Raw genomic sequence first — 22016 nt, forward strand, 5'->3', positions numbered from 1 at the left:
ACAGCGGATCGACCGCCACTGACGGTAGGCTCAACCCCGTGAACACGGAGAGCGACGCCACCGCCGAGGGCGGGGACAACGGGCCGGCATCACCGGGCCCGGTGCCGGCCGCGGGATCTGCCGATGCAACGCCCGCCCGGCCGGCCCATGCCGCCGGGCAACATGCCCCCACGGCCCCTGACGCACCACCGCCGGTCTCCGCCGGCGAGCCGGCAATGGCCGGCTCCGCCACCAGCAACCACTCCGAGTCCCCCTCCCCCGCTGAAGAGCGGCCGGCGTCGTTCCTGGGCCGCGTTCGCGAGGCACTGAAACGGGCCAGGCCGGTGCCCCCTCCGCCAACGGAATCGGAGGACTACGAACCGATCGCCACCATCCCGGGCATCCACCATCCGATCTTCACCGGGTTCATGATCACCGTCGGCGTCGGGCTGGCGCTGCTGCTCTACTTCATCCTGACCAACGTCGGATCGTTGCTGGTCTGGATCTCGATCGCCCTGTTCATTGCCCTGGGACTGGACCCGATCGTGAGGTTCCTCGAGCGCCACCGCGTTCCCCGGCCGTTGGGCGTGCTGGCGGCCATCTTGATGCTGGCTGCCGTTTTCGGCGGGGTCGTGGGGGCGCTGGTCCCCACGATCGTGCGCCAGACGACGGCGTTCGTGGAGAAGGCCCCCGACTTCGTGGACAGCTTCCTGAACTCGGAGTTCTTCACCACCGTGGACGAGCAGTTCCAGATCAGGGAACGCATCACCCAGGAGGTGGACAAGTTCTTCCAGAACTCCGACGCTGTCGGCGGGGTCTTCGGCGGCGTGATCGGCGTCGGCTCCGTGGTGGCCCAGGGGATGTTCGGCACGCTGATCGTCTTGGTCCTGGCGGTCTACATCCTGGCCTCGCTGCCCGGGCTCAAGGCGTGGTGCTACCGGCTGGCGCCGCGTTCGAAGCGCGAACGCGTCCAGGTCCTCTCCGAGCAGATCACCAACAGCGTCGGCAACTACGTCATGGGCCAGGCAGTGGTGGCCCTGCTCAACGCGCTCTACGCATTCATCGTCATGACCATCGTCGGTGTCCCCTATTCCCTGCTGCTGTCCATGGTCGTGGTCATCCTGGCCTTCATCCCCTTGGTCGGCGCGGTGATTGCCGGCATCCTGGTCTCCCTGATCGCCCTGACCGTGGGCTGGGAGACGGCGGTGGTCTACGCGATCTTCTACTTCGGCTACCTGCAGTTCGAGGCCTACTTCATCTCCCCACGCGTGATGCAACGCACCGTGGCGGTCCCGGGGGCGGTTGCGGTGATCGCGGTGATCGCCGGCGGTTCCCTCATGGGGGTCGTGGGGGCGCTCATGGCCATTCCGTTGGCCGCCTCGGCGATGCTGTTGATCCGCGAGGTCTTCATGGCCCGGCAGGAACGGCTCTAGTAACGGAAGCTGCGACCGCTCCAGCACTTCAGGTGCCAGTGGCGCCGCCCCGCCGCCGAGGCCTCGTCCCCACTCCAATGGTCGGCCCGCCAGGCGACGATGTGTTCGATCCCCGGGTCGATGTTCCGATGGCAACCGGGGCAGATGTAGGTCTTCCCGGCGCGGGCCGCCGAGATTCGGCGCACGTGCCATTGTCCGTCGGGTGCGCTCTGCAGTGACGGAATGGACAGGCCTGGCCCCCGGAAATCCCCCTCGTCCTCCCCCCGCCCCCGGTCCACCGGTGAGCGCTTGCCCGGGCGGGCCTGGCGGGCGGGGCGACGGGGGCGGTTCGAGCGGGGCATGTTCCGGATCGTATCGCCTTCGGGACCGGACGGGGGAATGCCCGGCACCGGCCTGGACGGTAGAGTGCTGGATGTGCGTTTAGTGATAGCCCGTTGCTCAGTCGATTACCTGGGCCGTCTGCGTGCCCATCTGCCCTTGGCCACCCGTCTGCTCATGGTCAAGGCCGACGGTTCGGTCCTCATCCATTCAGATGGCGGTTCCTACAAGCCGCTGAACTGGATGAGCCCGCCGGCCACCATGCACATCACCCCTGCGGACGAGGACGCCCTCGCCGAGGGCGTGCAGGAGACGTGGCGTGTCCAGCATGCCAAGACCGATGACCACCTGGTCATCCGGATCCATGAGCTCATCCACGATTCCAGCCACGAGCTCGGCATCGACCCAGGACTGATCAAGGACGGCGTCGAGGCTGACCTGCAGCGCCTCCTTGCCGAGCAGATCCACCGCTTGGGCGAGGGCTTCCGCCTGGTCCGCCGCGAGTACATGACGGCGATCGGACCGGTGGACATCCTGGCCCGCGATGCCGCGGGTGCGACGGTGGCCATCGAGCTCAAGCGCCGGGGGGACATCGACGGCGTCGAACAGCTCACCCGGTATCTGGAATTGATGAACCGCGACCCGCTGCTGGCCCCGGTCCGCGGCGTCTTCGCTGCCCAGCAGATCAAGCCCCAGGCCCGAACCCTGGCCACCGATCGCGGCATCGAATGCGTGACCTTGGATTACGACGCCATGCGCGGGGTCGACGACAGCGCCTCGCGCCTGTTCTGAAGGCATCGGGGCACCGCCCCTGACGGGCCTAGGTGGGCGTGGACACAGAAACTATGCTGGAACCATGACTTCCACCGAGGAAACCACCCGGCAGTTCCTACGCGGACGCACCGTCACCGGCGGCACCATCACCGAGGCGTCGGTCCTGGCCTTCGAGGGGGACCGCATCGCCTTCGCCGGCAGCCCGGACGAATTCGACCAATGGCCCGATGCCCCGGCCTACACCGAGGTCCGCCTCCCGGCCGGGGCAACGATCCTGCCCGGACTCATCGACGTGCACTGCCACGGGGCCGCCGGCGCCGATTTCCCCAGCGGGGACGCCGCAGCCGCCGAACGGGCCATCCGCTTCCTCCATGCCGCCGGGACCACCACACTGCTGGCCAGCCTGGTCACCGCAGGCCGTGACGACATGCTGCGCGCCGCCGAGGCACTCGCGCCGCTGGCGGAGCAGGAGCTGTTGGCCGGCCTGCACGCCGAGGGACCGTTCCTGTCCACCGCCCGCTGCGGGGCACAGGATCCCTCCTTCCTACGTGTCCCCGACCCGGCCTTCGTCGACGAGCTCGTCGCCAGCGCGCATGGGCAGCTGCGCACGATGACCTATGCCCCCGAACTGGCCGGGTCCGATGCCCTGGTCGAACAGCTCGTCTCCCACGGCGTGCTGCCGTCCCTGGGGCACACCGACGCCGATGCGGCGACGGTCACCGCCTCACTGGACGTGGCACTGGAGGAGCTCTCCTCGGCCGGGTTCGACGGATACACCGAACGCGTCACGGTCACCCACCTGTTCAATGCCATGCCCCCGATGCACCACCGCAGCCCCGGTCCGGTCGCCGCTTGCCTGGAGGCTGCGGCCAACGGCAAGGCGGTGCTCGAACTGGTCGCCGACGGCGTCCACCTTGACCCGGCCGTCGTCCGCATGGTCTTCGCCCTGGTGGGCGCCGAGGCGATCGTGCTGGTCACCGACTCGATGGCGGCCACCGGGCTGGCCGATGGCCGCTACACCCTCGGCCCCCAGGACGTCGTCGTTGCAGCGGGCGCGGCGCGGCTGGCCGACGGCGGGGCGTTGGCGGGAGGCACTGCGACGATGCTCGATGTGCTCAGGTCGGCTGTTGATGGCGGCGTCCCCCTGGAGCAGGCGGTGCATTCGGCCACCGCGGTTCCCGCGGAGCTGGTCGGTCTCGCCGACGAGGTCGGGGCCCTGAAGGTGGGCTTCAGTGCCGATGCCGTCGTCGTGGACCGCCACCTCCGCCTCGTGAAGGTCTTCCGCGATGGACGCGAGTTGGACCCTGTCAGCGCGTAGTTCATCAGAAAATCATCAATTCGTCGTTGAATACCTCACATCGATGTGTGATGATCAACTCAGTCTTTGTGTTGGTCATGTTCATGCCCGCAAAGCAGGTTGCGGGTGTGGAGGTCCGCCGGCCCCGGCCGGCATTCTCCCACTTGGATACCACCCGGTCGTGGCAAGGAGCCCGAGCGGTACGTTTCACATCTATGAGGAGAAATACATGGCGCAGGGCACCGTGAAGTGGTTCAACGCTGAAAAGGGCTTCGGTTTCATCACACCGGACGAGGCCGACGGCGATGTCTTTGTCCACTACTCGGAAATCCAGAGCAACGGCTTCCGCACGCTGGAGGAAAACCAGCGGGTTGAGTTCGAAATCGGCCAGGGGGCCAAAGGTCCCCAGGCCACGGGAGTCACCGGAATCTAACCAGTTCCCGATCCGGCTTGCCGGCCGATGACGGAACCAGCAATGGCGCGCACCCCTCGGGTGCGCGCCATTGTGCTGTCGGGTCCGGTGGACTAGCGCCAGGTGCCGACGCCGGCCACCGGACCGGCCTCGACCCAGCTGCGCAAGCCGGTGTAGGAGCCGTAGTCCATGGCCAGCAGGACCGGCTCGCCGTCGACGACCAGCGACACGACGACGGCACCGGGTTGCACCCGGGTCCGTTCGGTCGCGTCGGTTTCCCGCCATCCGGTGAGTTGCAGCGCCGTGCGCGCGAACCGATGCCGGGGAACCGGAGTCACGGAGAGCAGGCGCAGGAATTCCAGTTCGGTCCCCGCATAACGACAAACCCCCATCATCCACTTCCCGGAGGAGGTGGAGATGGAGGCGTCGAAGGTACCCAGTGCACGCCGCAGCTGCTGGCGGCGGACTCCCATGGCGCCCAAGATCATGACCAGCAGTAGCAGGGCTACCGCCAGGATGATCAGGGGAAGGCCCAAGGAGTTCAACGGCGGACTATCGGTTTCCTGCCGTGGCGGACTCGTCAAGCTGCGCGTTGTCAGCCACGATGACGACCCGGTCCTTGTCGACCGAGAAGAAACCGCCCTCTGCCTGGATGGTGAACCGCGAGCCGTTGGTGGGCGTGATCGCCAACTCACCGGCTGCGAGGATCGCCAGGACCGGGCTGTGCCCGGGCATGACGCCGATCTCGCCATCGCTGGTACGTGCCTTGACCAGGGTCGCCGCACCGGACCACACGAAGTGGTCCGCGGCGACGATTTCGACTTCGAGTTCGGCCATGGCTACTTGCCCTGGATTTCGGCCCACTGGCGCTCGACGTCGTCGAGGCCACCAATGTTGAAGAAGGCCTGCTCGGCGATGTGGTCGAGGTCGCCGTCGCAGATGGCCTTGAAGCCCTCGATCGTGTCCTTGATGGAGACGGTCGATCCCTCCACGCCGGTGAACTGCTTGGCGGTGTAGGTGTTCTGCGACAGGAACTGCTGGATGCGGCGTGCGCGGGAGACGACGATCTTGTCTTCTTCCGAGAGCTCGTCGACACCCAGGATCGCGATGATGTCCTGCAGTTCCTTGTTCTTCTGCAGGATCGACTTCACGCGGACTGCCGTGTCGTAGTGCGCCTGTCCCACGTACTGCGGGTCCAGGATGCGCGACGTGGACGTCAGCGGGTCGATGGCCGGGTACAGGCCACGGGAAGCGATTTCGCGCGAGAGCTCGGTCGTTGCATCCAGGTGCGCGAACGTGGTGGCCGGAGCCGGGTCCGTGTAGTCATCCGCGGGGACGTAGATGGCCTGCATCGAGGTGATGGAGTGGCCCTTCGTGGAGGTGATGCGCTCCTGGAGGGTACCCATCTCGTCGGCGAGGTTGGGCTGGTAGCCCACGGCCGAAGGCATGCGGCCCAGCAGGGTCGACACCTCGGAACCGGCCTGCGTGAAGCGGAAGATGTTGTCGATGAACAACAGCACGTCCTGGTTCTGCACATCGCGGAAGTACTCCGCCATGGTCAGGGCGGACAGGGCGACGCGCAGGCGCGTTCCCGGCGGCTCGTCCATCTGGCCGAACACCAGGGCGGTGTCCTTCAGGACGCCCGACTCTTCCATTTCAACCCAGAGGTCGTTGCCCTCACGGGTACGCTCGCCCACACCGGCGAACACCGAGGTGCCGCCGAAGTTGCGTGCGACACGGGTGATCATTTCCTGGATGAGCACGGTCTTGCCGACGCCTGCACCGCCGAACAGGCCGATCTTTCCACCCTGGATGTACGGGGTGAGAAGGTCGATCGACTTGATGCCGGTCTCGAGGATCTCGGTGGAGGATTCCAGGCTCGCGAAGGCCGGGGCCTTGCGGTGGATCGGCCAGCGCTCGCTGATCTGCAGCTCCGAGGCATCCACGTCCAACGGCTCGCCGAGGACGTTGAAGATGTGTCCCTTGACGCCGTCGCCAACGGGGACGGAAATCGAGGTGCCGGTGTCCTGCACGACGGCACCGCGGACGAGTCCGTCGGTGGCCTGCAGGGAGATGGCACGCACGAGGTTGTCGCCGAGGTGCTGGCTGGTCTCGAAGGTGACCGTGTGCGTCTCGCCGTTCAGCGTGATGTCGGCGGTCAGGGCGTTGTACATGGCGGGAAGGGCATCGGCCGGGAATTCGACGTCGACGACCGGACCGATGACGCGTGCGATGCGCCCGGTTGAACCCGGGGCTGCGGCAGCGGTTCCCTGCTCGTTTAGTTGGGCAGTCATCTCTCTCACTTCGCTTGTATGTCTAGAGCGTGGGGGTAATTGGTGATCGGCCGGCTGCTACGCGCTGAGCGCGTCGGCGCCTGCCACGATTTCCGACAATTCCTGGGTGATCTCTGCCTGACGGGCGTTGTTCCGAAGTCGCGTGTACTTCTTGATCAGCTCGTTGGCATTGTCACCGGCCGCCTTCATCGCGCGCTGGCGTGCTGCCAGTTCGGATGCAGCCGACTGCAGCAGGGCTGCAAAGATGCGGGACTCGATGTAACGCGGCAGGAGTGCGTCCAGGACCTGTTCGGGCTCCGGCTCGTACTCGTACAGCGGCAGCAGGTCGTTCTCCTGGGCCACTTCCTCCTCCACGACCTCCAACGGAAGCAACCGCACAACGGTTGGCTCCTGCAGGACCATGGACTTGAACTGCGTGTAGACAACGTGGATCTCCTCCACGCCACCTTCCTCGAACGGCGTGTTGAAGGCCTCCAACAGCGCCTCCCCGATTTCGCGGGCCGTCTCGAACTTCGGCGCGTCCGTATCCCCGGTCCACAGCCGCTCATAGTCGCGGTTGCGGAAGTCGTAGTAGGCCTGGGCCTTGCGTCCGACCAGGTAGGTCTTGATTTCCTTGCCTTCTGCCCGCAGCAGTTCGTTCAGCGCCTCGGCCTGCTTGATGGCGCTGACGGAATAGGCACCGGCCAGGCCCCGGTCGGACGTCATCACCAGCACTGCCGAGCGGCGGATCTGCTCCGGCTCGGTGGTCAGCGGGTGATCGACCTCGGACTGGGATGCGACGGCAGAAACGGCACGGGTAATCGCACGGGCGTACGGCAGCGAGGCCGAAACCCGGCTCCGGGCCTTGCCAATGCGGGAAGTGGCGATCAGTTCCATCGCCTTGAAGATCTTGCCCATCGACGACGTCGAGGCGATCTTCTGGCGGTAGACCCGAATCTGGGCTCCCATGTTTATCCTTTCCTAGTCCGTGGTGGTGGTGGCTGGACCCGGGGGTCCGGCCACCACCTCACGGAGAGCGTCAGCGCTTCTGCTTGACGATCTTTTCCTGGTCGACGTTCTCTTCGCCAAGGGCGTCGTGCTCCTCGTGCCCGGCGTTGACCAGCTGGTCCCCGCCCTGACCGAAGAAGCCCTGCTTGAAGTCCTCGACGTTGGACTTCAGCGCCTCGACGGTCGAGTCCTCCAGCTTGCCCGTCTGGGCAATGGTGGTCAGCACGTCGGTGCGGTTGCGCAGGTGCTCGATGAACTCCTGCTCGAACCGGCGCACGTCCTCGACGGGAACGGTGTCCAGGTGGCCGTTGGTGCCGGCCCAGACGGAAACAACCTGGTCCTCGACCGGGTACGGCGCGTACTGGCCCTGCTTGAGCAGTTCCATCAGGCGCGCACCACGGGTGAGCTGCTGCTTGGTGGCGGCATCCAGGTCCGAGGCAAACATGGCGAACGCCTGCATGTCGCGGTACTGCGCCAGTTCCAGCTTCAGCGTGCCGGAGACCTTCTTCATGGCCTTGATCTGCGCCGAACCGCCCACGCGGGACACCGAGATGCCCACGTCGACCGCGGGACGCTGGTTGGCGTTGAAGAGGTCCGACTGCAGGAAGATCTGCCCATCGGTGATGGAGATGACGTTCGTCGGGATGTAGGCGGAGACATCGTTTGCCTTGGTCTCGATGATCGGCAGGCCGGTCATCGAACCGGCGCCGAGCTCGTCGGAGAGCTTCGCGCAACGCTCCAGCAGACGGGAGTGCAGGTAGAACACATCGCCCGGGTAGGCCTCGCGTCCCGGCGGACGACGCAGCAGCAGGGACACGGCACGGTAGGCCTCGGCCTGCTTGGAAAGGTCATCGAAAACGATGAGGACGTGCTTGCCGCCGTACATCCAGTGCTGGCCGATGGCCGAACCGGCGTAGGGTGCCAGGTACTTGAAGCCGGCAGGGTCCGAGGCCGGGGAAGCGACGATGGTGGTGTACTCCATGGCGCCGTGCTCTTCGAGCGACTGGCGGACGGAGGCGATCGTCGAGGCCTTCTGGCCGATGGCCACGTAGATGCAGCGCACCTGCTTGGAGACATCCCCGGAGGCCCAGTTGGCCTTCTGGTTGATGATGGTGTCCACGGCCAGGGCGGTCTTGCCCGTCTGGCGGTCGCCGATGATCAGCTGTCGCTGTCCGCGGCCGACCGGAATCATGGCGTCGATGGCCTTCATGCCGGTTTGCATCGGCTCGCCGACCGACTGGCGTTGGGTCACGCCCGGGGCCTGGAGCTCCAACGGGCGGCGGCCCTCTGCCTCGATGTCGCCGAGGTCATCGATGGGCATGCCCAGCGGGTCCACGACGCGTCCGAGGAAGTTGTCGCCCACGGGGACGGAAAGGATCTCGCCCGTGCGGTGCACTTCCTGGCCTTCTTCGATCCCGGCGAAGTCGCCGAGGACGACGACGCCGATTTCGCGCGTGTCGAGGTTCTGTGCCAGTCCCAGCGTGCCGTCTTCGAAGCGAAGCAGCTCGTTGGCCATGACGGAGGGAAGACCCTCCACCTTTGCGATGCCGTCACTAGCCGTGCTCACGCGACCCACCTCGACACGCTGCGCGTTGCCCGGTTCATAGGACGCGGCGAAGTCGGTCAAGGCGTTGCGGACGTCATCGGCGTTGATGGTCAATTCGGCCATCTGCAGTCCCTGCTCTCCTAGATTGTGGTTCCCGACCTGAGTTGCCTGGTGGAAACCGGGGTTTGATTCAGTCTGTGATGTCGGCGGCGGGCCGCCCTCCACGAGGGAGGGCTACCCGGCCAACCGGCGGCGGAGTTCCGCGAGGCGCGTGGCGGCGGTTGCGTCAACAACCTCGTCGCCCACGACCACCCGGATGCCTCCAACTAGTGATGGATCCACTGCGGCGTTGATCTTCAGATCGCGTCCGTAGAGCTTGTTGAGCCCGGCCTGCAGTCGGTTGAACTGTTCGTCAGTCAACGGACGGGTGGCGCTGACGTGCGCAATCCACCGCTGCTGGCGCTTGGCCACCAACTCCACGAACTTCTGCACGAGTGCAGCAGGCTTGAGTCCCCGGGGGGACTCCACGGCCTGGGTGATCAGGACCCGGGCGACCTCGCCGGCCTGCGGCGATACCTTCAGCGCCAACGTGCGCTTGGCATCGGCCGAGGCCTGCGGGTCGTCGAGTGCGCGCTGCAGATCATGACTGGACCCCACAACCTGGATGAAGCCGAAGAGGTCCTCCTCCAGGGCTTCAAGACCCGAGGGGCCTTCCGCCTGGCGCTCTGCCACGCTGATGGCCACTGTTGCGGCCAGCGTCTCGAGTGCATCGCCGATGTCACGTGCCGAGCCCCACCGGGAACCGGCGAGACCGGCCACGATGGACTGGGCCTCTGCGGAGACCTTTCCCTGCAGTAGCCGCGACGTCAGGGCACTCTTTTCCTCGGTGCTGCGCGACGGATCGGTCAGCGCACGGCGCAAGCCGGCACTGGAATCCAAGACGCCCAGGACGTTGAAGAGGTCCGTGGCCAGCGGCAGGCCGGCCGTGGGCAGTTTCGCCTCAAGGTCGGACTGCGCCGCGGCCAACGACTGGCTCGATACACCTGCCATTAGTTCGATGCACCTGCGCTCTGCTCGTTTTCGAGGTCGCTCAGGAAGCGGTCGACCACGCGTGCGGACCGTGCATCGTCATCGAGGGACTCGCCCACGATGCGGCTGGCCAGCTGGGTGGCCAACGTGCCGACTTCCCCGCGCAGGGAGACGACGGCTGCCTGGCGCTCGGCCTCGATCTGGACGTGGGCCTGTTCGGTGATGCGCGCGGACTCTGCCGCCGCCTTCTCCTTCAGGTCCGCCAGGATCTTGGACCCCTCGGCACGGGCTTCCTCGCGGATGCGATTGGCTTCCGTGCGGGCGTCCAGCAGCTGCTGCTTGTACTCGTCCAGGGCCGCGTTGGCTTCGGCCTGCGCGGCTTCCGCCTTGGCAATCCCGCCTTCGATGGCCGCTGAGCGTTCCTCATACGTCTTCTCGAATGCCGGTACGACAAACTTGCTGACGATGTACAGCAGAACGAGGAAGGTCACCAGCGTCAGTGCGATTTCCCAGACATTGGGGACGAGGGGGTTTACCTTGCCCTCAGCCGCGCTTAGTGCTGCGTAGATCATAATTCACCCGTCTTTCGTAGACTCTAACCTTCGGTTCCCTGAAAGGAATCGAAGTTTAGACGCGGCCCCAGATGAAGGCGAAGACCAGGCCGAGGATGGCAAGAGCTTCGGTCAGCGCCAGGCCGAGGAAGGCGATCGGCTGCAGCACGCGCTGGGCCTCGGGCTGACGAGCGACGCCGTTGATGTACGCGGCGAAGACGAGACCCACGCCGATGGCACCGCCGATTGCGGAGAGGCCGTAACCGATGGCGTTGAGGCTACCGTAGATTTCCATTGTGTTCCTTTCAGAATGCCGATTGGCAGGGTGTTTGGATACAGGGTATTCCCCGGGTGGGGAAAGCTTTTAGTGCTCTTCGACCAGTGAGCCTTGGATGTAGATGGCGGTCAGCAGGACGAAGACATAGGCCTGAAGGGCCATGATGAGGACCTCGAAGAGGCCCATCCCGACGCCGCCGACGAACGTCAGCACGCCCAGGCCCTTCAGGAAGGCGCCGCCCTCGACGATCATGTACGAGGTTCCGGCCGCTGCGAGCATCACGATGAGGTGGCCGGAGAGCATGGTGGCGAACAGACGGAGGCTGTGCGTCAACGGGCGGACGAAGAAGTTGGAGATGATCTCGATGACGATGATCAGGGGCAGGATCGCCTTCGGAACGCCCGAGGGGACGACGGCCAGCTTCAGGTAGGCAATGCCGTGCTTCTTCAGCCCCAGGAAGATCCAGTAGACGTAGACGATGCCGGCCAGTGCATAGGCCGTGCCCACATGGGAGGTGGTCGGCATCTGGAAGATCGGCACGACACCGAAGAGGTTGTTCACCAGGATGAAGAAGAACAGGCACATCAGCAGCGGGACGAAGGGCTTGAAGTCCTTTTCGCCGATGATGTCCTTGCCGACCGAGTTGCGGACGAAGTTGTACGAGTACTCACCCAGGAACTGGAATTTGCCCGGGACCAACTGACGGCGACGTGACGTGGCCATGAAGAACCAGGAGATGAGAATGACGGAAATGATGACCAGCAGCATCTGCTTGCCAAAGCCACTTCCGTAGTCGGCTCCCCACGGGAGCAGTTCGGGGAGGTGCATGTCCTCTAGGCCGGGGGCTTTGAAGCCGCCTTCTTCTGGGGCCGCCGGAAGCGCAAGCGCGATCAACGCGGTTCCTCTCTGCAGTGTCCGTCTTTGGGCAGTTTCGGTGGGGTATCGTGCCTGTCCCTACCGGATGAAGTTGTTGGCTGCTACTCGTCCGCACCGTGAACCCGCCGCGAAGCGCGTTCTTTTCGATGGAGGAAGGCCAGATAGTAACCGGCAACGGCACCGAGAAGGGCGCCGACGATCCGGATCCAGCTTTGATGCAACAGGAAGTCCAACAACCACCCTATCAAACCCCACGCGATGATCCCGCCAACGATGTAGTTGAAGTTTTCACGAAAGCGCGAGATTTCCGGCTTCGGGGATTCGCCGGTGCCTGGATCGGTCATCGGTTCTTCCCCTCGTCCGCAGGGGTGGTGGTGATGGGGTCGTTGTAGAGCTGGAGACGCAACCGGGAGAAGGCATGCAACTCCACGATCTGCCAGATGACCACCGCTGATACGACCCCGATCAGCAGCCAGGTCCCGTCGAGCCAGGCCGGCGTGCCGAACCCGAAGGCCAGCACACCGAGCACGACGACCTTGACGACATAACCGATCATGAACGCACCGAAGGTGGCGGAGGGATTCCGCCGTCCGACGAGGTGTCCAATGCCCAGGCTGATGCCGAAGAAGATGATGACGACGACGCCCGCGGCCAAGGCACTGCCCGCCGCGGGCAGCCCCGAAACCAGCCAGCCCACGAAGGCGACCAGCACGGTGGTGATGGCCGTGACCGTGGAGCACTTCCGCAGGATCGACAGCCAGGGAGACGGAGTTTCCCCCGACTCCCTCACGGCGTCCGTGCCGTTGGGGTGTGCCGCCTCCGGCATGTACCTGCACCTCGTTGTCATTGCTCCCGGCCGGCGCGGTGCGCCGGTTCACGGGGTCGAATTGGGTGGTGTTCCCGCTGGGAACCCTCAGCAATTCTACACGAGATAGAAATGTTACTTGTCCCTCGTCCCGACGCCTCGACGGGCCCCGGTCAGCCGCCCGATCCAGACGGGGCTGGAGAGGTACGCGACGATGACGGCCACGATGAACACCCCCCACAAATACTGTCCCGGGCTGGGAGCCAGAACGCTGAGCGTGGCACCCCCGGCGCACAAGGCGGTGGCGACGGTGACGGTCAGCGCCGAGGCCAGGTGGCCCAGTCCGACATCGGTGAGTCGCTGGTACACATGTTGGCGGTGCGCCGCATACCAGCGCTCCCCCGTGCGGATGCGCACCAGCAGGGTGTATCCCGTGTCCGCCAGGTAGATGACGACCGGGCCGAGCAGGTAGCCGGGCTCCATCCCGTTGAGGAAGGCGGCGGCACCGAGCGCTGCCAGGGTGGCACCCAACAGATAGCTGCCGACGTCGCCCAGGAACACATGTCCGCGCCCGAGGTTCCAGGGCAGGAAGGAGGCGAACGCGGCGGCGACGACGAGGGAGGGGGCGACCAGCCATGGCTGGTCATCGAGCAGCGCGGTTCCGGCGAAAAACACCCCCACTGTCATCCCGTGCAGGCCGCTGATGCCATTGATGCCGTCCATGAAGTTCGCGACGTTGATGTATGCGGTCAGCGCCAGCGCGCCGACCAGGACCCACCACCAGGAGCTGTCGGTGATGACCACCATCGCCGTCGTTCCCAGGGCTCCGATGGCCAGTTGCAGTCCGAAGCGCCAACCGACCGAGACTCCGCGGTAGTCCTCGATCCATCCCAGCGTGGCCGCGGCCACCGCGATGGCGGCGACCACCGGCAGCAACGGCCCGTCCGTGCGGGGGCCGCCCCACCAGATGATGGCGAAGCCGATCAGCACCGCGAGGGTGATCGTCAATCCGACGCCACGCACCGCGGTGACCGTATGCGAGGACCGGTCGTTGGGTACGTCCAGGACGCCCAGGCGCCGCAGGATGGGGATGAGCGCGAACGGCAGCAGCACGCCGGCCACGAATGCCGACGCGACGGCAATGGCCTCCATGGCGGTCATGACACCGCGCTTTCGGCGTCCGGGCCGTCGAGGTGCCCCTGTCGTTCCTTCCACTCCCGCAGGTCCATGTCGGCCGGGTCCAGGACGTCGATGTGGGCGTGCGAGATCTTCGGATGCAGCGGCCGTTCGTCGCCTTCGCCCTCGCCGATGAGATCCTCATGCAGCTTCTCCCCCGGGCGCAGCCCGGTGATCTCGATCTCCACGTCCTTGCCGCTGAGCTGGATCATGTGTTCGGCCACGTCCATGATGCGCACCGGGTTGCCCATGTCCAGGATCATCACCTCGCCGCCGCGGCCGATGGCCCCGGCCTGGATGACCAGCTGGCAGGCCTCCGGGATGGTCATGAAGAAGCGGGTGGCTTCCGGGTCGGTGACCGTGACTGGCCCGCCCTTGAGGATCTGCTCGGTGAACAGCGGCAGGACCGAGCCGCGGCTGCCGAGCACATTGCCGAAGCGCACCGAGACGTACTTGCGTCCTGTCTGCTCCCCCATCCAGGCGGTGAGCTTTTCGGCGACCCGCTTGGAGTGTCCCAGTGCCGTGGTGGGATTCGCCGCCTTGTCGGTGGAAATGTTCACGTAGGTTCCCACGTCCGCAGCCCGGGCGGCGTTCAGGACGTTGAGGCTGCCGATGACGTTGGTCTTCCAGGCCTCGTCGGGGTACTGCTCCAGCAGGGAGACATGCTTGAGCGCCGCGGTGTGGAAGACGACCTCGGGGCGGCGGTCCATGAAGATCCCGGTCAACGTCTCGGCGTCGCGGATGTCGGCCAGCACGGTGTCCTGGCCGTCCAGCAGCCCGCGTCCGGTCAGGGAGATCTGGGTGGCCTGCAGGCCGGTCTCGTCGCGGTCGAGCATGATCAGTTCGGCGGGCTTGTAGACGTTGATCTGACGGCACAGCTCGGATCCGATGGAACCACCGGCCCCGGTGACCAGCACCCGTTTGCCGGTGACGTATCCGGCGATCTCGTCGACGTGGATGTCCACGGGGTGGCGGCCGATGAGGTCCTCGATGGCCACCTCGCGGAAGGAGAATTCGTGGCTTCCGGTGAGCATGTCGCGCAGTGGCGGGACCACGAGCACCTTCAGGCCCAGGGCGTGGCCCACGTCGCTGATTTCGCGGATGGTGACCGCGTCGATGTTGGCCATGGCCAGCAGGATGACGGTGGCCCGGGTGCGCTTGACGACGTCGGCGATGTCCTCGCGCCGGCCCAGCACGGGCACCGAGGAGATGCGCAGGTGCTTCTTGGCGGGATCGTCGTCGATCAGGCCGACCGGCTGCCAGGGCGAGAGGCGGTCGTTGCTCATCCGGGTGACGATCGATTTCCCGACGAACCCCGCCCCGTAGATCAGCGTGAGTTCGGCGTGGTCCCCGGGCTTGGTCTTGGATTCGACGTGCATGCGCTTGAGGTAGCGGATCGCTGCCATGAAGATGCAGGCGAACGGGAAGGCGATGAGCCCGGTGCCACGGGCAATCTGCATCGGGATGCCGGCGAAGAGCAGCACTGCGGTGATGATCACCGAGACGGCGACGGTGACGATGACCAGCAGCTTGGCCTCGTGGAAGGAGCCGAAGCTGTAGCGGCCGCGGTAGAGCGAGAGGGCGGTGCCGACGATGAACTGGCTGACGATCGCCACCGCGCAGACAATCGCGATGCCGTCGATCTTGCCCGGGTCGAAAGTCATCTCGTAGCGCAGGACCACGGCCACCACGATGGCGACCACCCAGGCCAGGGCATCGAGGAGGAATTGCGAACCGAGCCAGAGGATGCGATCGCTGCTGGCGGTTTTGGTGACGTCGGGGCTTTGCCTGCTGCTCATGGATGGGCGACGCTCAGGTCTGTGCTCCTCGTGAAGGGGCCGGTTTCCCGGCCGGGGCGCCGGACGCTGTGGCGTCCGGACATCGTGGGTGGTTCCTGCGGGATGGATCCTCCGGTCAGGCGGTGGGATCGTGCTCCGCTTCCTCCATCAGTTCTACACCAGAACCTTCTCGTTGTGCTTGAACGTTGTCCGCGTCGGCCTCGTCCTCGCCGAAGCCGATCAGCGACGGCACATGGCGGCGCAGTTCCTCCAGGGACAGGGCGCCTTGGCGCACCACGCGCAGCACCTCACCGGTGCAGTCGATGATCGTCGAGGGCAGCGCGCCCCCGGCGGCGCCCTCCCCGGCTTCCGGATCCGCGGCATCGGCGGCCGGGCGCGGCCCGCCATCCAGGTACACGGCAACCGACTCGGCGAGCATCTGCTCCGCCTCGGCCGCGGTGGTGGCCGCGGGGTGCCCGGAACGGTTGGCGCTGGAGACGGCCAACGGTCCCGTGGCGTCCAACAGGTCGCGGGCCAGGTCATCGTCGGGGATGCGCAGCGCGACGGTCCCGCGGGTCTCCCCCAGGTCCCAGGTCAGGCTTGGCTGGCTGCGCAGGATCAGCGTCAGGGCACCGGGCCAGAAGAAGTTCGCCAACAGGCGCGCTTCCTCTGGAATGTCGGTGGCCAGCCCGTCCAGGGTGCCCACCCGCGGGATGAGCACCGGCGGGGGCATCGTGCGCCCGCGGCCCTTGGCCGCCAGCAGCGTGGCGACGGCCTGCGGGGAGAAGGCATCCGCACCGATCCCGTACACGGTATCGGTGGGCAGCACGATGCACTGCTTGGCGGCGATGGCCTCCTGGGCGGCGGCCAGGCCTTCGGATCGGGCGGGTTCGGTGGTGCAGTCAAAGCGTTCGGTCACGGGTTCCATTCTTCCATGTCGTGCTGTGGGTCCTGCCCTCAGGCCAGGTACCCGGAGGTGACGCGGTCCGCGTCGTTGAGGTCGCGGTGCCCGGTGACGTCGCGCCATCGCCCGCTAGCGGCGAACAACCCCAGCAGGGCCTGGCCCTGGACGTCGGCATGCTCCAGCGCCAGGAAACCGCCGGGCACCAGCAGCGACACGGCCCGGTCGACGACGGCGCGCGGTAGTTCCAGGCCGTCGGCGCCGCCACCATAGAGCGCCAGATCCGGGTCGTGGTCGCGGACCTCGGGGTCACGGGGCACGGCACCGGGCGGGATGTAGGGCGGGTTGGAGACGACGACGTCGAAACTCCCCTCCTGCCCGGCCAGGGCATTGCGCAGGTCCCCGGCGACCAGGCGCACTCCGTGGGGTGCCGTGTTGGCCGCGGCAAAGGGGTAGGCGTCTTCACTGAGTTCGACGGCGTGGACTTCCGAGCCGGGGACCTCGCTGGCGATGGAGGCGGCGATGGCCCCCGACCCGGTGCCCAGGTCGACCACGCGCACGGCCCCGGTCGCCGCCAGCACGGCACGGGTACGGTCGATGGCCAGCTGGGCCAGCAGTTCGGTTTCCGGACGCGGGATGAAAACGCCCGGGCCGACGGAGAGCTCGAGGTGGCGGAAGTAGGCGACCCCGGTCAGGTGCTGCAGCGGGATGCGTTCGGCGCGCCGGTCCACCAGCTCGGCAAATCCCCCGGGTGCTGCCGCGCCGGCCAGGGCCAGCGCCCCGACGCGACCGCGGGAGACACCGAGCAGGTGCGCCGCCAGCAGCTCGGCATCCGCCCGCGGGGAGGGAACACCGGCGTCGTGCAACCGGGCCACCGCCGAACGCAGGGCGTGCTCCAGATCCACCGGCGTGCTACTTCTGCTGGCTGTCGCCGATGGCGTTGAGCCGGTCCTGTTCGTCCATTTCGATGCAGGAGGCGATCACCGGGTCCAGTTCGCCGTTCATCACGTGGTCCAGGTTGTAGGCCTTGTAACCGGTGCGGTGGTCGGCGATCCGGTTTTCCGGGTAGTTGTAGGTGCGGATGCGCTCGGAGCGGTCCATGGTGCGCACCTGGGACTTGCGGGCCTCGGAGTTCTCCGCGTCGATGATCTCCTGCTGGTGGGCCAGCAGCCGGGAGCGCAGCACGCGCATGGCTGCCTCGCGGTTCTGGATCTGGGACTTCTCGTTCTGCATGGCCACCACGATGCCGGTGGGCAGGTGGGTGATGCGCACCGCGGAGTCGGTGGTGTTCACCGACTGGCCGCCGGGGCCGGAGGAGCGGTAGACGTCGATCTTCAGGTCGTTGGCGTGGATGTCGACCTCCTCGGGCTCGTCGACCTCGGGCAGGACGAGCACGCCGGCCGCGGAGGTGTGGATGCGGCCCTGGGACTCGGTGACGGGTACGCGCTGCACGCGGTGCACGCCGCCCTCGAACTTCAGGTGCGCGTAGACACCCTCGGCCGGGTCGTTCGACTTGCCCTTGATGGCCATCTGGGCGTCCTTGTAGCCGCCGAGATCGGACTCGTTGGAGGAGATCAGCTCGGTCTTCCAGCCCATGTGCTCCGCGTAGCGGGTGTACATGCGCAGCAGGTCCGCGGCGAACAGGGCAGCCTCGTCGCCGCCTTCGCCGCCCTTGACCTCCAGGATCACGTCGCGGGCGTCGTTGGGGTCGCGCGGGATGAGCAGCCGGCGCAGCTTCTCCTCGGCCACTGGCAGGTCCTCCTGCAACCGGGCCGCCTCCTCGGCGAACTCCGGGTCCTCGTCGGCCATGGAACGGGCCGCCTCGAGGTCGTCGACCAGCTGGGTGTAGCGCTTGTGGGCCTCGACGATGCCGTTGAGCTGCGCGCTGCGCCGGCCGAGCTTGCGGGCCAGCGACTGGTCCTGGTAGACGGCGGGGTCGCTGAGTTGACGCTGCAGGTCGGCGTGCTCGTCGAGCAGGCCCTGGACGGACTCGAACATTTGGCTCTACTTCTTTCTCGGCATCATGGCGGCCGCGTGGCCACGTTGTGCCCCAAGTCTAGGGAAGGTTTGCGCCGTGCAGGCGGCTTAACGCCCAACGCCCGGCCCCGGTCCCCCGCGTGGGGGAACCGGTTCCGGGCGTATCGGCCAGCTAGGAGTCGGACTTGGACCCGAGGGTCGTCTTGGACACCAGCATGAGGAATTCGGCGTTGGACTGCGTCTCGCGGATCTTGGAGGTCAGGACCTCCAGGGCCTGCTGCGTCTCCAGGCCGGAGAGCACGCGGCGCAGGCGCCACATGATCTTGATCTCCTCGGCCGAGAGCAGGTTCTCCTCGCGGCGGGTGCCGGAGTCCTTGACGTCGACCGCGGGGAAGATGCGCTTGTCCGCCAGCTGGCGGGACAGGCGCAGTTCCATGTTGCCGGTGCCCTTGAACTCCTCGAAGATGACCTCGTCCATCTTCGAGCCGGTCTCCACCAGGGCGGTGGCCAGGATGGTGAGCGAGCCGCCGTTCTCGATGTTGCGGGCTGCACCGAAGAAGCGCTTCGGCGGGTACAGCGCCGCCGAGTCCACGCCGCCGGAGAGGATGCGTCCCGAGGCCGGGGCGCTGAGGTTGTAGGCGCGGCCCAGACGGGTCATCGAATCCAGCAGGACCACGACGTCCATGCCCATCTCCACCAGGCGCTTGGCGCGCTCGATGGCGAGTTCTGCGACCGTGGTGTGGTCGTCGGCCGGGCGGTCGAAGGTCGAGGCGATGACCTCGCCCTTGACCGTGCGCTGCATGTCGGTGACTTCCTCGGGACGTTCGTCGACGAGGACCATCATCAGGTGCACTTCGGGGTTGTTGACCGTGATGGCGTTGGCGATTGACTGCAGGATCAGGGTCTTGCCGGCCTTCGGCGGGGAGACGATCAGGCCACGCTGGCCCTTGCCGATCGGGGCAACCAGGTCGATGACGCGGGGACCGACGAGCTTGGCATCGGTCTCCAGGCGCAGGCGCTGCGAGGGGTAGAGCGGGACGAGCTTGTTGAACTCGACGCGGTCCTGGTTCTCCTCGACGGCCTTGCCATTGACGGAGGTCAGCTTCACCAGGGCGTTGAACTTCTGGCGCTGGTTGCCGCTGTTGTTGTTCTCCCCGTCGCGGGGGGCGCGGATGGCTCCGACGACGGCGTCGCCCTTGCGCAGGTTGTTCTTCTTGACCTGGTTCAGGGTGACGTAGACGTCGTTGGGCCCGGGCAGGTAGCCGGAGGTGCGCACGAATGCGTAGTTCTCCAACACGTCCAGGATGCCGGCCACGGGCAGCAGGACATCGTCCTCGGTCAGCTCGGTGTCATCGACCTCGGGCTGGTTCCGGTTGCGGCCGCGACGGTTGTTCCTGTCGTTGCGGTCGTTGCGGTTGTTCCGGTCCCGGTTGCGCTCGCGGCGGTTGTTGCGTCCACCGCGGTCGTTGGAGTCGTTGTCGCGCTGGTTGTCCCGGCGGTTGTTGTTATCCCGCTGGTTGTTGTTCTCGCGCTGGTTGTCCTGCTTGTCCTGCTGGTTGTTGCGGCCGCCGTCGTTCTGCTGGCCCTTCTGGTTCTCGTCGCGGTTATTCTCCCGCGAGTCGCCCGAGGAGTCGCCGTTGTTGCCATTGTCGCGGCGGTTGCGCGAACGGCGGTTGCGCGAGCGGTCGTTGCGGTCGCCGCGGTCATCGGAGTCGTTGTCGCGCTGGTTCTCGTTGCCGCCCTGGGCCGAACCGGACTGGTCCTGGCCGCCGTCCTGGGTGGCCTCGGCGGCGGGGGCGTTGGACGTTCCGTTGTCCGTGGCGCGGCGGGAGCCACGGCCGCGGCGCTGGCCGGTGCCGGCCTCGGCGGGTTCGGCGTCGGCCGACGGTGCCGGTGCCGGAGCGGACTCGGCGGACTCGACCTGCTGCGTCGCCTGGCCATCGCTGCTGGCGCGACGGCTGCGTCCACGGCCGCGGGCGGGGCGCTCGGCGGCATCGGTGCCGGAGGCCGGGGTCTCGACCGGGGCGGACGCCTGCGACTTCTGCGCGGCTTCGGCCTTCGGGGCCTTGTCGCGGTCGGCGACGGAACCGCCGCGCTGGTGGTTGGAGATCGCGGTCACGAGGTCGCCCTTGCGCATGCGCGATCCGCCGGTGATCCCCAATTGCGACGCCAGTGCCTGGAGCTGGGCGAGCTTGAGCCCGGCCAGTCCGTTCTGTGGTGCCGTCGACGTTTCTTCCACGCCTGCGGTCAGGCTGGTGGTTTCGGTCACGAAGGTTCCTTCCCCCTCGTCAGGCGGATCGTGTCGGAACGATCCGCTGGGTTGTCTTCCGGTGATCCGCTTCAGATGCGGGCCGGCTGCCGGACGCTGCGGCGGAAAAGCCGGTGGCGCCCTGAGGCATTCATCCTGTGTGATGGCCGTCTGGTTCCCCGGGACCCGGAGCACGGCCAGTCTGAAAGCCGCACGCGGCGGCGCATCGGACCGGCACAAGGGATCCACGAAGTGGGGTTCTCGAAGTGCACGATCCAAGCGTGTCCGGATTCCGGCTGTGGCAAGTCGCCACGGACCCGGAAGGCGGGGTCAATACCGCTAGTGCGCTTCCAGTCTAGCACCGTCACGGTCGACGCCGGGCATCAGGACACGCCAGGACACCGCGGCGTCCCCGTCGGTGCCCGGCGTGCCGGCCGCTGGTTGCCCGGCGATCAGTTCGGACACCTCGCGGGCCTCGTCGGTGGAAGCGGCCAGGACCAGCACCGTCGGACCGGCACCGGAGACCACCGCCGCGTGCCCGGCGGCGCGCAGCCGCGCGATCAGCGCCGCGGAGGCGGGCATGGCCGGCGCCCGGTGGTCCTGGTGCAGCCGGTCCTCGGTGGCCGCCAGCAGCAGCGAGGGGTCCATCGCCAGGGCGTGCACCAGGAGCCCGACGCGCGCACCGTTGGCCGCGGCGACGGCGTGCGGGACGGTGTCGGGCAGCAGGGACCGGGCCGTGCGGGTGGACAGTTCCACGTCGGGAACCGCCACCACGGGGACGATCCGCTCGTCCAGGGCCAGCGCGGTGCTGGTGGCACCGGCGTCGTCCTGCATGGATAGCGTCAGGGAGCCGAAGACGGCAGGTGCCACGTTGTCGGGGTGGCCCTCCAGCCGTGCGGCGGCGGCGAAGACGCTCTCGCGGGCTTCCATGTCCCGGCGCAGGTCCTCGGGCAGCAAGGCGTCGGCCGCCGTGAGGGCCGAGACGATGGCCGCTGCCGAGGAGCCGAGCCCGCGGCCATGCGGGATGACGTTGCGCGCGTGCAACCGCAGCCCGGCCGGGGCGGCCCCGGCGTCGGACCAGCGGGTGAGGATGGTGCGGGCCACCAGGTGGCTGGCGTCGGTGGGCAGGCACCCGGCGCCCTCCCCGTCGATGTCCACGTGCACCCCGGTTTCGGAGGTGGTGGTCACCGTCAGGGTGTCGTGCAGGCCCAGCGCCATCCCGAGGCAGTCATAGCCCGGGCCGAGGTTGGCGGTGGTCGCCGGGACCAGGACCGTCACGCTTTGCCCCGGGGCGATGCAGGGCCCGGCGATGGGGGCCTGCGGCACCGGGAAGCCGGCCGGGGTTCTCGCGGTCATCG

At 67.0% G+C, this 22016-nt stretch carries 23 protein-coding genes; 4 read left to right on the forward strand and 19 right to left on the reverse strand.

The genetic code is table 11. From position 1 onward, the window contains the following. Window positions 1-38: 38 nt before the first annotated feature. A complete protein-coding gene (locus tag ACN0TP_RS10495; protein ID WP_417218786.1) occupies window positions 39-1412 on the forward strand; it encodes an AI-2E family transporter in 1374 nt (457 codons plus the stop codon). On the opposite strand, the gene ACN0TP_RS10500 is transcribed toward ACN0TP_RS10495, so the two are convergent. Then, window positions 1409-1753, reverse strand: a complete 345-nt coding sequence (locus tag ACN0TP_RS10500; protein WP_417218787.1) for an ATP/GTP-binding protein — start codon at window positions 1751-1753, stop codon at window positions 1409-1411. The genes ACN0TP_RS10495 and ACN0TP_RS10500 overlap by 4 nt on opposite strands. Window positions 1754-1826: 73 nt before the next feature. On the opposite strand from ACN0TP_RS10500, the gene nucS reads away from it, so the two are divergent. The 3 genes from nucS (at window position 1827) to ACN0TP_RS10515 (ending at window position 4234) form a co-directional block, all read left to right on the forward strand. Further along, complete coding sequence (gene nucS, locus ACN0TP_RS10505; RefSeq protein WP_417218788.1) at window positions 1827-2522, forward strand: endonuclease NucS; 696 nt, start codon at window positions 1827-1829, stop codon at window positions 2520-2522. Window positions 2523-2586: 64 nt separating this feature from the next. Then, window positions 2587-3822 (forward strand): N-acetylglucosamine-6-phosphate deacetylase, encoded by a 1236-nt coding sequence (locus ACN0TP_RS10510; protein WP_417218789.1) that lies wholly within the window; start codon window positions 2587-2589, stop codon window positions 3820-3822. Between the two features lie 208 nt (window positions 3823-4030). Continuing rightward, a complete protein-coding gene (locus ACN0TP_RS10515; RefSeq protein ID WP_086998333.1) occupies window positions 4031-4234 on the forward strand; it encodes a cold-shock protein in 204 nt (67 codons plus the stop codon). Between the two features lie 92 nt (window positions 4235-4326). Here ACN0TP_RS10515 and ACN0TP_RS10520 read toward each other — a convergent pair whose 3' ends face one another. The 18 genes from ACN0TP_RS10520 to thrB all read right to left on the reverse strand — a co-directional run bounded on the left by ACN0TP_RS10520 (window position 4327) and on the right by thrB (window position 22014). Then, window positions 4327-4758 carry a DUF2550 domain-containing protein gene (locus ACN0TP_RS10520; protein WP_417218790.1) on the reverse strand — a complete coding sequence of 144 codons (432 nt, stop codon included), beginning with the start codon at window positions 4756-4758 and terminating at the stop codon, window positions 4327-4329. A 7-nt stretch (window positions 4759-4765) separates the two neighbouring features. Beyond that, entirely contained in the window at window positions 4766-5050 is a 285-nt protein-coding gene (locus ACN0TP_RS10525; RefSeq protein ID WP_417218791.1) for a F0F1 ATP synthase subunit epsilon, read from the reverse strand. Between the two features lie 2 nt (window positions 5051-5052). Continuing rightward, window positions 5053-6507, reverse strand: coding sequence for a F0F1 ATP synthase subunit beta (gene atpD, locus ACN0TP_RS10530; protein ID WP_417218792.1), 1455 nt, complete (start codon window positions 6505-6507; stop codon window positions 5053-5055). Window positions 6508-6564: 57 nt separating this feature from the next. Then, a complete protein-coding gene (locus ACN0TP_RS10535; protein ID WP_417218793.1) occupies window positions 6565-7455 on the reverse strand; it encodes a F0F1 ATP synthase subunit gamma in 891 nt (296 codons plus the stop codon). Between the two features lie 70 nt (window positions 7456-7525). After that, the gene (gene atpA / locus ACN0TP_RS10540; protein WP_417218794.1) at window positions 7526-9163 is read right to left on the reverse strand and encodes a F0F1 ATP synthase subunit alpha; all 1638 of its coding nucleotides are present in this window, start codon (window positions 9161-9163) and stop codon (window positions 7526-7528) included. 111 nt (window positions 9164-9274) lie between these two features. Continuing rightward, a complete protein-coding gene (locus ACN0TP_RS10545; protein WP_417218795.1) occupies window positions 9275-10090 on the reverse strand; it encodes a F0F1 ATP synthase subunit delta in 816 nt (271 codons plus the stop codon). After that, window positions 10090-10641 carry a F0F1 ATP synthase subunit B gene (locus ACN0TP_RS10550; RefSeq protein WP_417218796.1) on the reverse strand — a complete coding sequence of 184 codons (552 nt, stop codon included), beginning with the start codon at window positions 10639-10641 and terminating at the stop codon, window positions 10090-10092. Before ACN0TP_RS10550 ends, ACN0TP_RS10545 begins: the two co-directional genes overlap by 1 nt. A 55-nt stretch (window positions 10642-10696) precedes the next feature. After that, complete coding sequence (gene atpE / locus ACN0TP_RS10555; protein ID WP_343901976.1) at window positions 10697-10915, reverse strand: ATP synthase F0 subunit C; 219 nt, start codon at window positions 10913-10915, stop codon at window positions 10697-10699. Between the two features lie 69 nt (window positions 10916-10984). Further along, window positions 10985-11791: a F0F1 ATP synthase subunit A gene (gene atpB, locus ACN0TP_RS10560; RefSeq protein ID WP_417218797.1), complete on the reverse strand. Its 807-nt coding sequence runs from the start codon at window positions 11789-11791 to the stop codon at window positions 10985-10987. 83 nt (window positions 11792-11874) lie between these two features. Further along, on the reverse strand, window positions 11875-12117 hold the full coding sequence (locus ACN0TP_RS10565; protein ID WP_417218798.1) for a hypothetical protein: 243 nt from the start codon (window positions 12115-12117) through the stop codon (window positions 11875-11877). Continuing rightward, window positions 12114-12599, reverse strand: coding sequence for a hypothetical protein (locus ACN0TP_RS10570; protein WP_417218799.1), 486 nt, complete (start codon window positions 12597-12599; stop codon window positions 12114-12116). The genes ACN0TP_RS10565 and ACN0TP_RS10570 overlap by 4 nt, the downstream gene beginning before the upstream one ends. Window positions 12600-12713: 114 nt before the next feature. Continuing rightward, complete coding sequence (locus ACN0TP_RS10575) at window positions 12714-13739, reverse strand: MraY family glycosyltransferase (RefSeq protein ID WP_417218800.1); 1026 nt, start codon at window positions 13737-13739, stop codon at window positions 12714-12716. Beyond that, window positions 13736-15553 carry a polysaccharide biosynthesis protein gene (locus ACN0TP_RS10580; RefSeq protein WP_417218801.1) on the reverse strand — a complete coding sequence of 606 codons (1818 nt, stop codon included), beginning with the start codon at window positions 15551-15553 and terminating at the stop codon, window positions 13736-13738. The genes ACN0TP_RS10575 and ACN0TP_RS10580 overlap by 4 nt, the downstream gene beginning before the upstream one ends. Before the next feature lie 115 nt (window positions 15554-15668). Beyond that, complete coding sequence (locus tag ACN0TP_RS10585) at window positions 15669-16451, reverse strand: L-threonylcarbamoyladenylate synthase (RefSeq protein WP_417218802.1); 783 nt, start codon at window positions 16449-16451, stop codon at window positions 15669-15671. 38 nt (window positions 16452-16489) lie between these two features. Next, window positions 16490-17338, reverse strand: coding sequence for a peptide chain release factor N(5)-glutamine methyltransferase (gene prmC, locus ACN0TP_RS10590; RefSeq protein ID WP_417218803.1), 849 nt, complete (start codon window positions 17336-17338; stop codon window positions 16490-16492). Between the two features lie 7 nt (window positions 17339-17345). After that, complete coding sequence (gene prfA / locus ACN0TP_RS10595) at window positions 17346-18431, reverse strand: peptide chain release factor 1 (protein WP_417218804.1); 1086 nt, start codon at window positions 18429-18431, stop codon at window positions 17346-17348. Window positions 18432-18582: 151 nt separating this feature from the next. Continuing rightward, entirely contained in the window at window positions 18583-20679 is a 2097-nt protein-coding gene (rho, locus tag ACN0TP_RS10600; RefSeq protein ID WP_417218805.1) for a transcription termination factor Rho, read from the reverse strand. 318 nt (window positions 20680-20997) lie between these two features. Further along, on the reverse strand, window positions 20998-22014 hold the full coding sequence (gene thrB, locus ACN0TP_RS10605) for a homoserine kinase (RefSeq protein ID WP_417218806.1): 1017 nt from the start codon (window positions 22012-22014) through the stop codon (window positions 20998-21000). Window positions 22015-22016: the final 2 nt, after the last annotated feature.

This window comes from Arthrobacter sp. (assembly GCF_048266065.1).
In the GTDB taxonomy this organism is placed as follows: domain Bacteria; phylum Actinomycetota; class Actinomycetes; order Actinomycetales; family Micrococcaceae; genus Arthrobacter_H.

Coding starts and splice junctions, on each gene's coding strand:
- ACN0TP_RS10545 (WP_417218795.1), bottom strand. CDS start 10,090: ATGGCAGGTGTATCGAGCCAGTCGTTGGCCGCGGCGCAGTCCGACCTT.
- ACN0TP_RS10535 (WP_417218793.1), bottom strand. CDS start 7,455: ATGGGAGCCCAGATTCGGGTCTACCGCCAGAAGATCGCCTCGACGTCG.
- atpA (WP_417218794.1), bottom strand. CDS start 9,163: ATGGCCGAATTGACCATCAACGCCGATGACGTCCGCAACGCCTTGACC.
- ACN0TP_RS10570 (WP_417218799.1), bottom strand. CDS start 12,599: ATGCCGGAGGCGGCACACCCCAACGGCACGGACGCCGTGAGGGAGTCG.
- ACN0TP_RS10550 (WP_417218796.1), bottom strand. CDS start 10,641: ATGATCTACGCAGCACTAAGCGCGGCTGAGGGCAAGGTAAACCCCCTC.
- prfA (WP_417218804.1), bottom strand. CDS start 18,431: ATGTTCGAGTCCGTCCAGGGCCTGCTCGACGAGCACGCCGACCTGCAG.
- ACN0TP_RS10580 (WP_417218801.1), bottom strand. CDS start 15,553: ATGAGCAGCAGGCAAAGCCCCGACGTCACCAAAACCGCCAGCAGCGAT.
- ACN0TP_RS10575 (WP_417218800.1), bottom strand. CDS start 13,739: ATGACCGCCATGGAGGCCATTGCCGTCGCGTCGGCATTCGTGGCCGGC.
- ACN0TP_RS10510 (WP_417218789.1), top strand. CDS start 2,587: ATGACTTCCACCGAGGAAACCACCCGGCAGTTCCTACGCGGACGCACC.
- ACN0TP_RS10525 (WP_417218791.1), bottom strand. CDS start 5,050: ATGGCCGAACTCGAAGTCGAAATCGTCGCCGCGGACCACTTCGTGTGG.
- ACN0TP_RS10515 (WP_086998333.1), top strand. CDS start 4,031: ATGGCGCAGGGCACCGTGAAGTGGTTCAACGCTGAAAAGGGCTTCGGT.
- atpD (WP_417218792.1), bottom strand. CDS start 6,507: ATGACTGCCCAACTAAACGAGCAGGGAACCGCTGCCGCAGCCCCGGGT.
- ACN0TP_RS10565 (WP_417218798.1), bottom strand. CDS start 12,117: ATGACCGATCCAGGCACCGGCGAATCCCCGAAGCCGGAAATCTCGCGC.
- thrB (WP_417218806.1), bottom strand. CDS start 22,014: ATGACCGCGAGAACCCCGGCCGGCTTCCCGGTGCCGCAGGCCCCCATC.
- atpE (WP_343901976.1), bottom strand. CDS start 10,915: ATGGAAATCTACGGTAGCCTCAACGCCATCGGTTACGGCCTCTCCGCA.
- ACN0TP_RS10500 (WP_417218787.1), bottom strand. CDS start 1,753: ATGCCCCGCTCGAACCGCCCCCGTCGCCCCGCCCGCCAGGCCCGCCCG.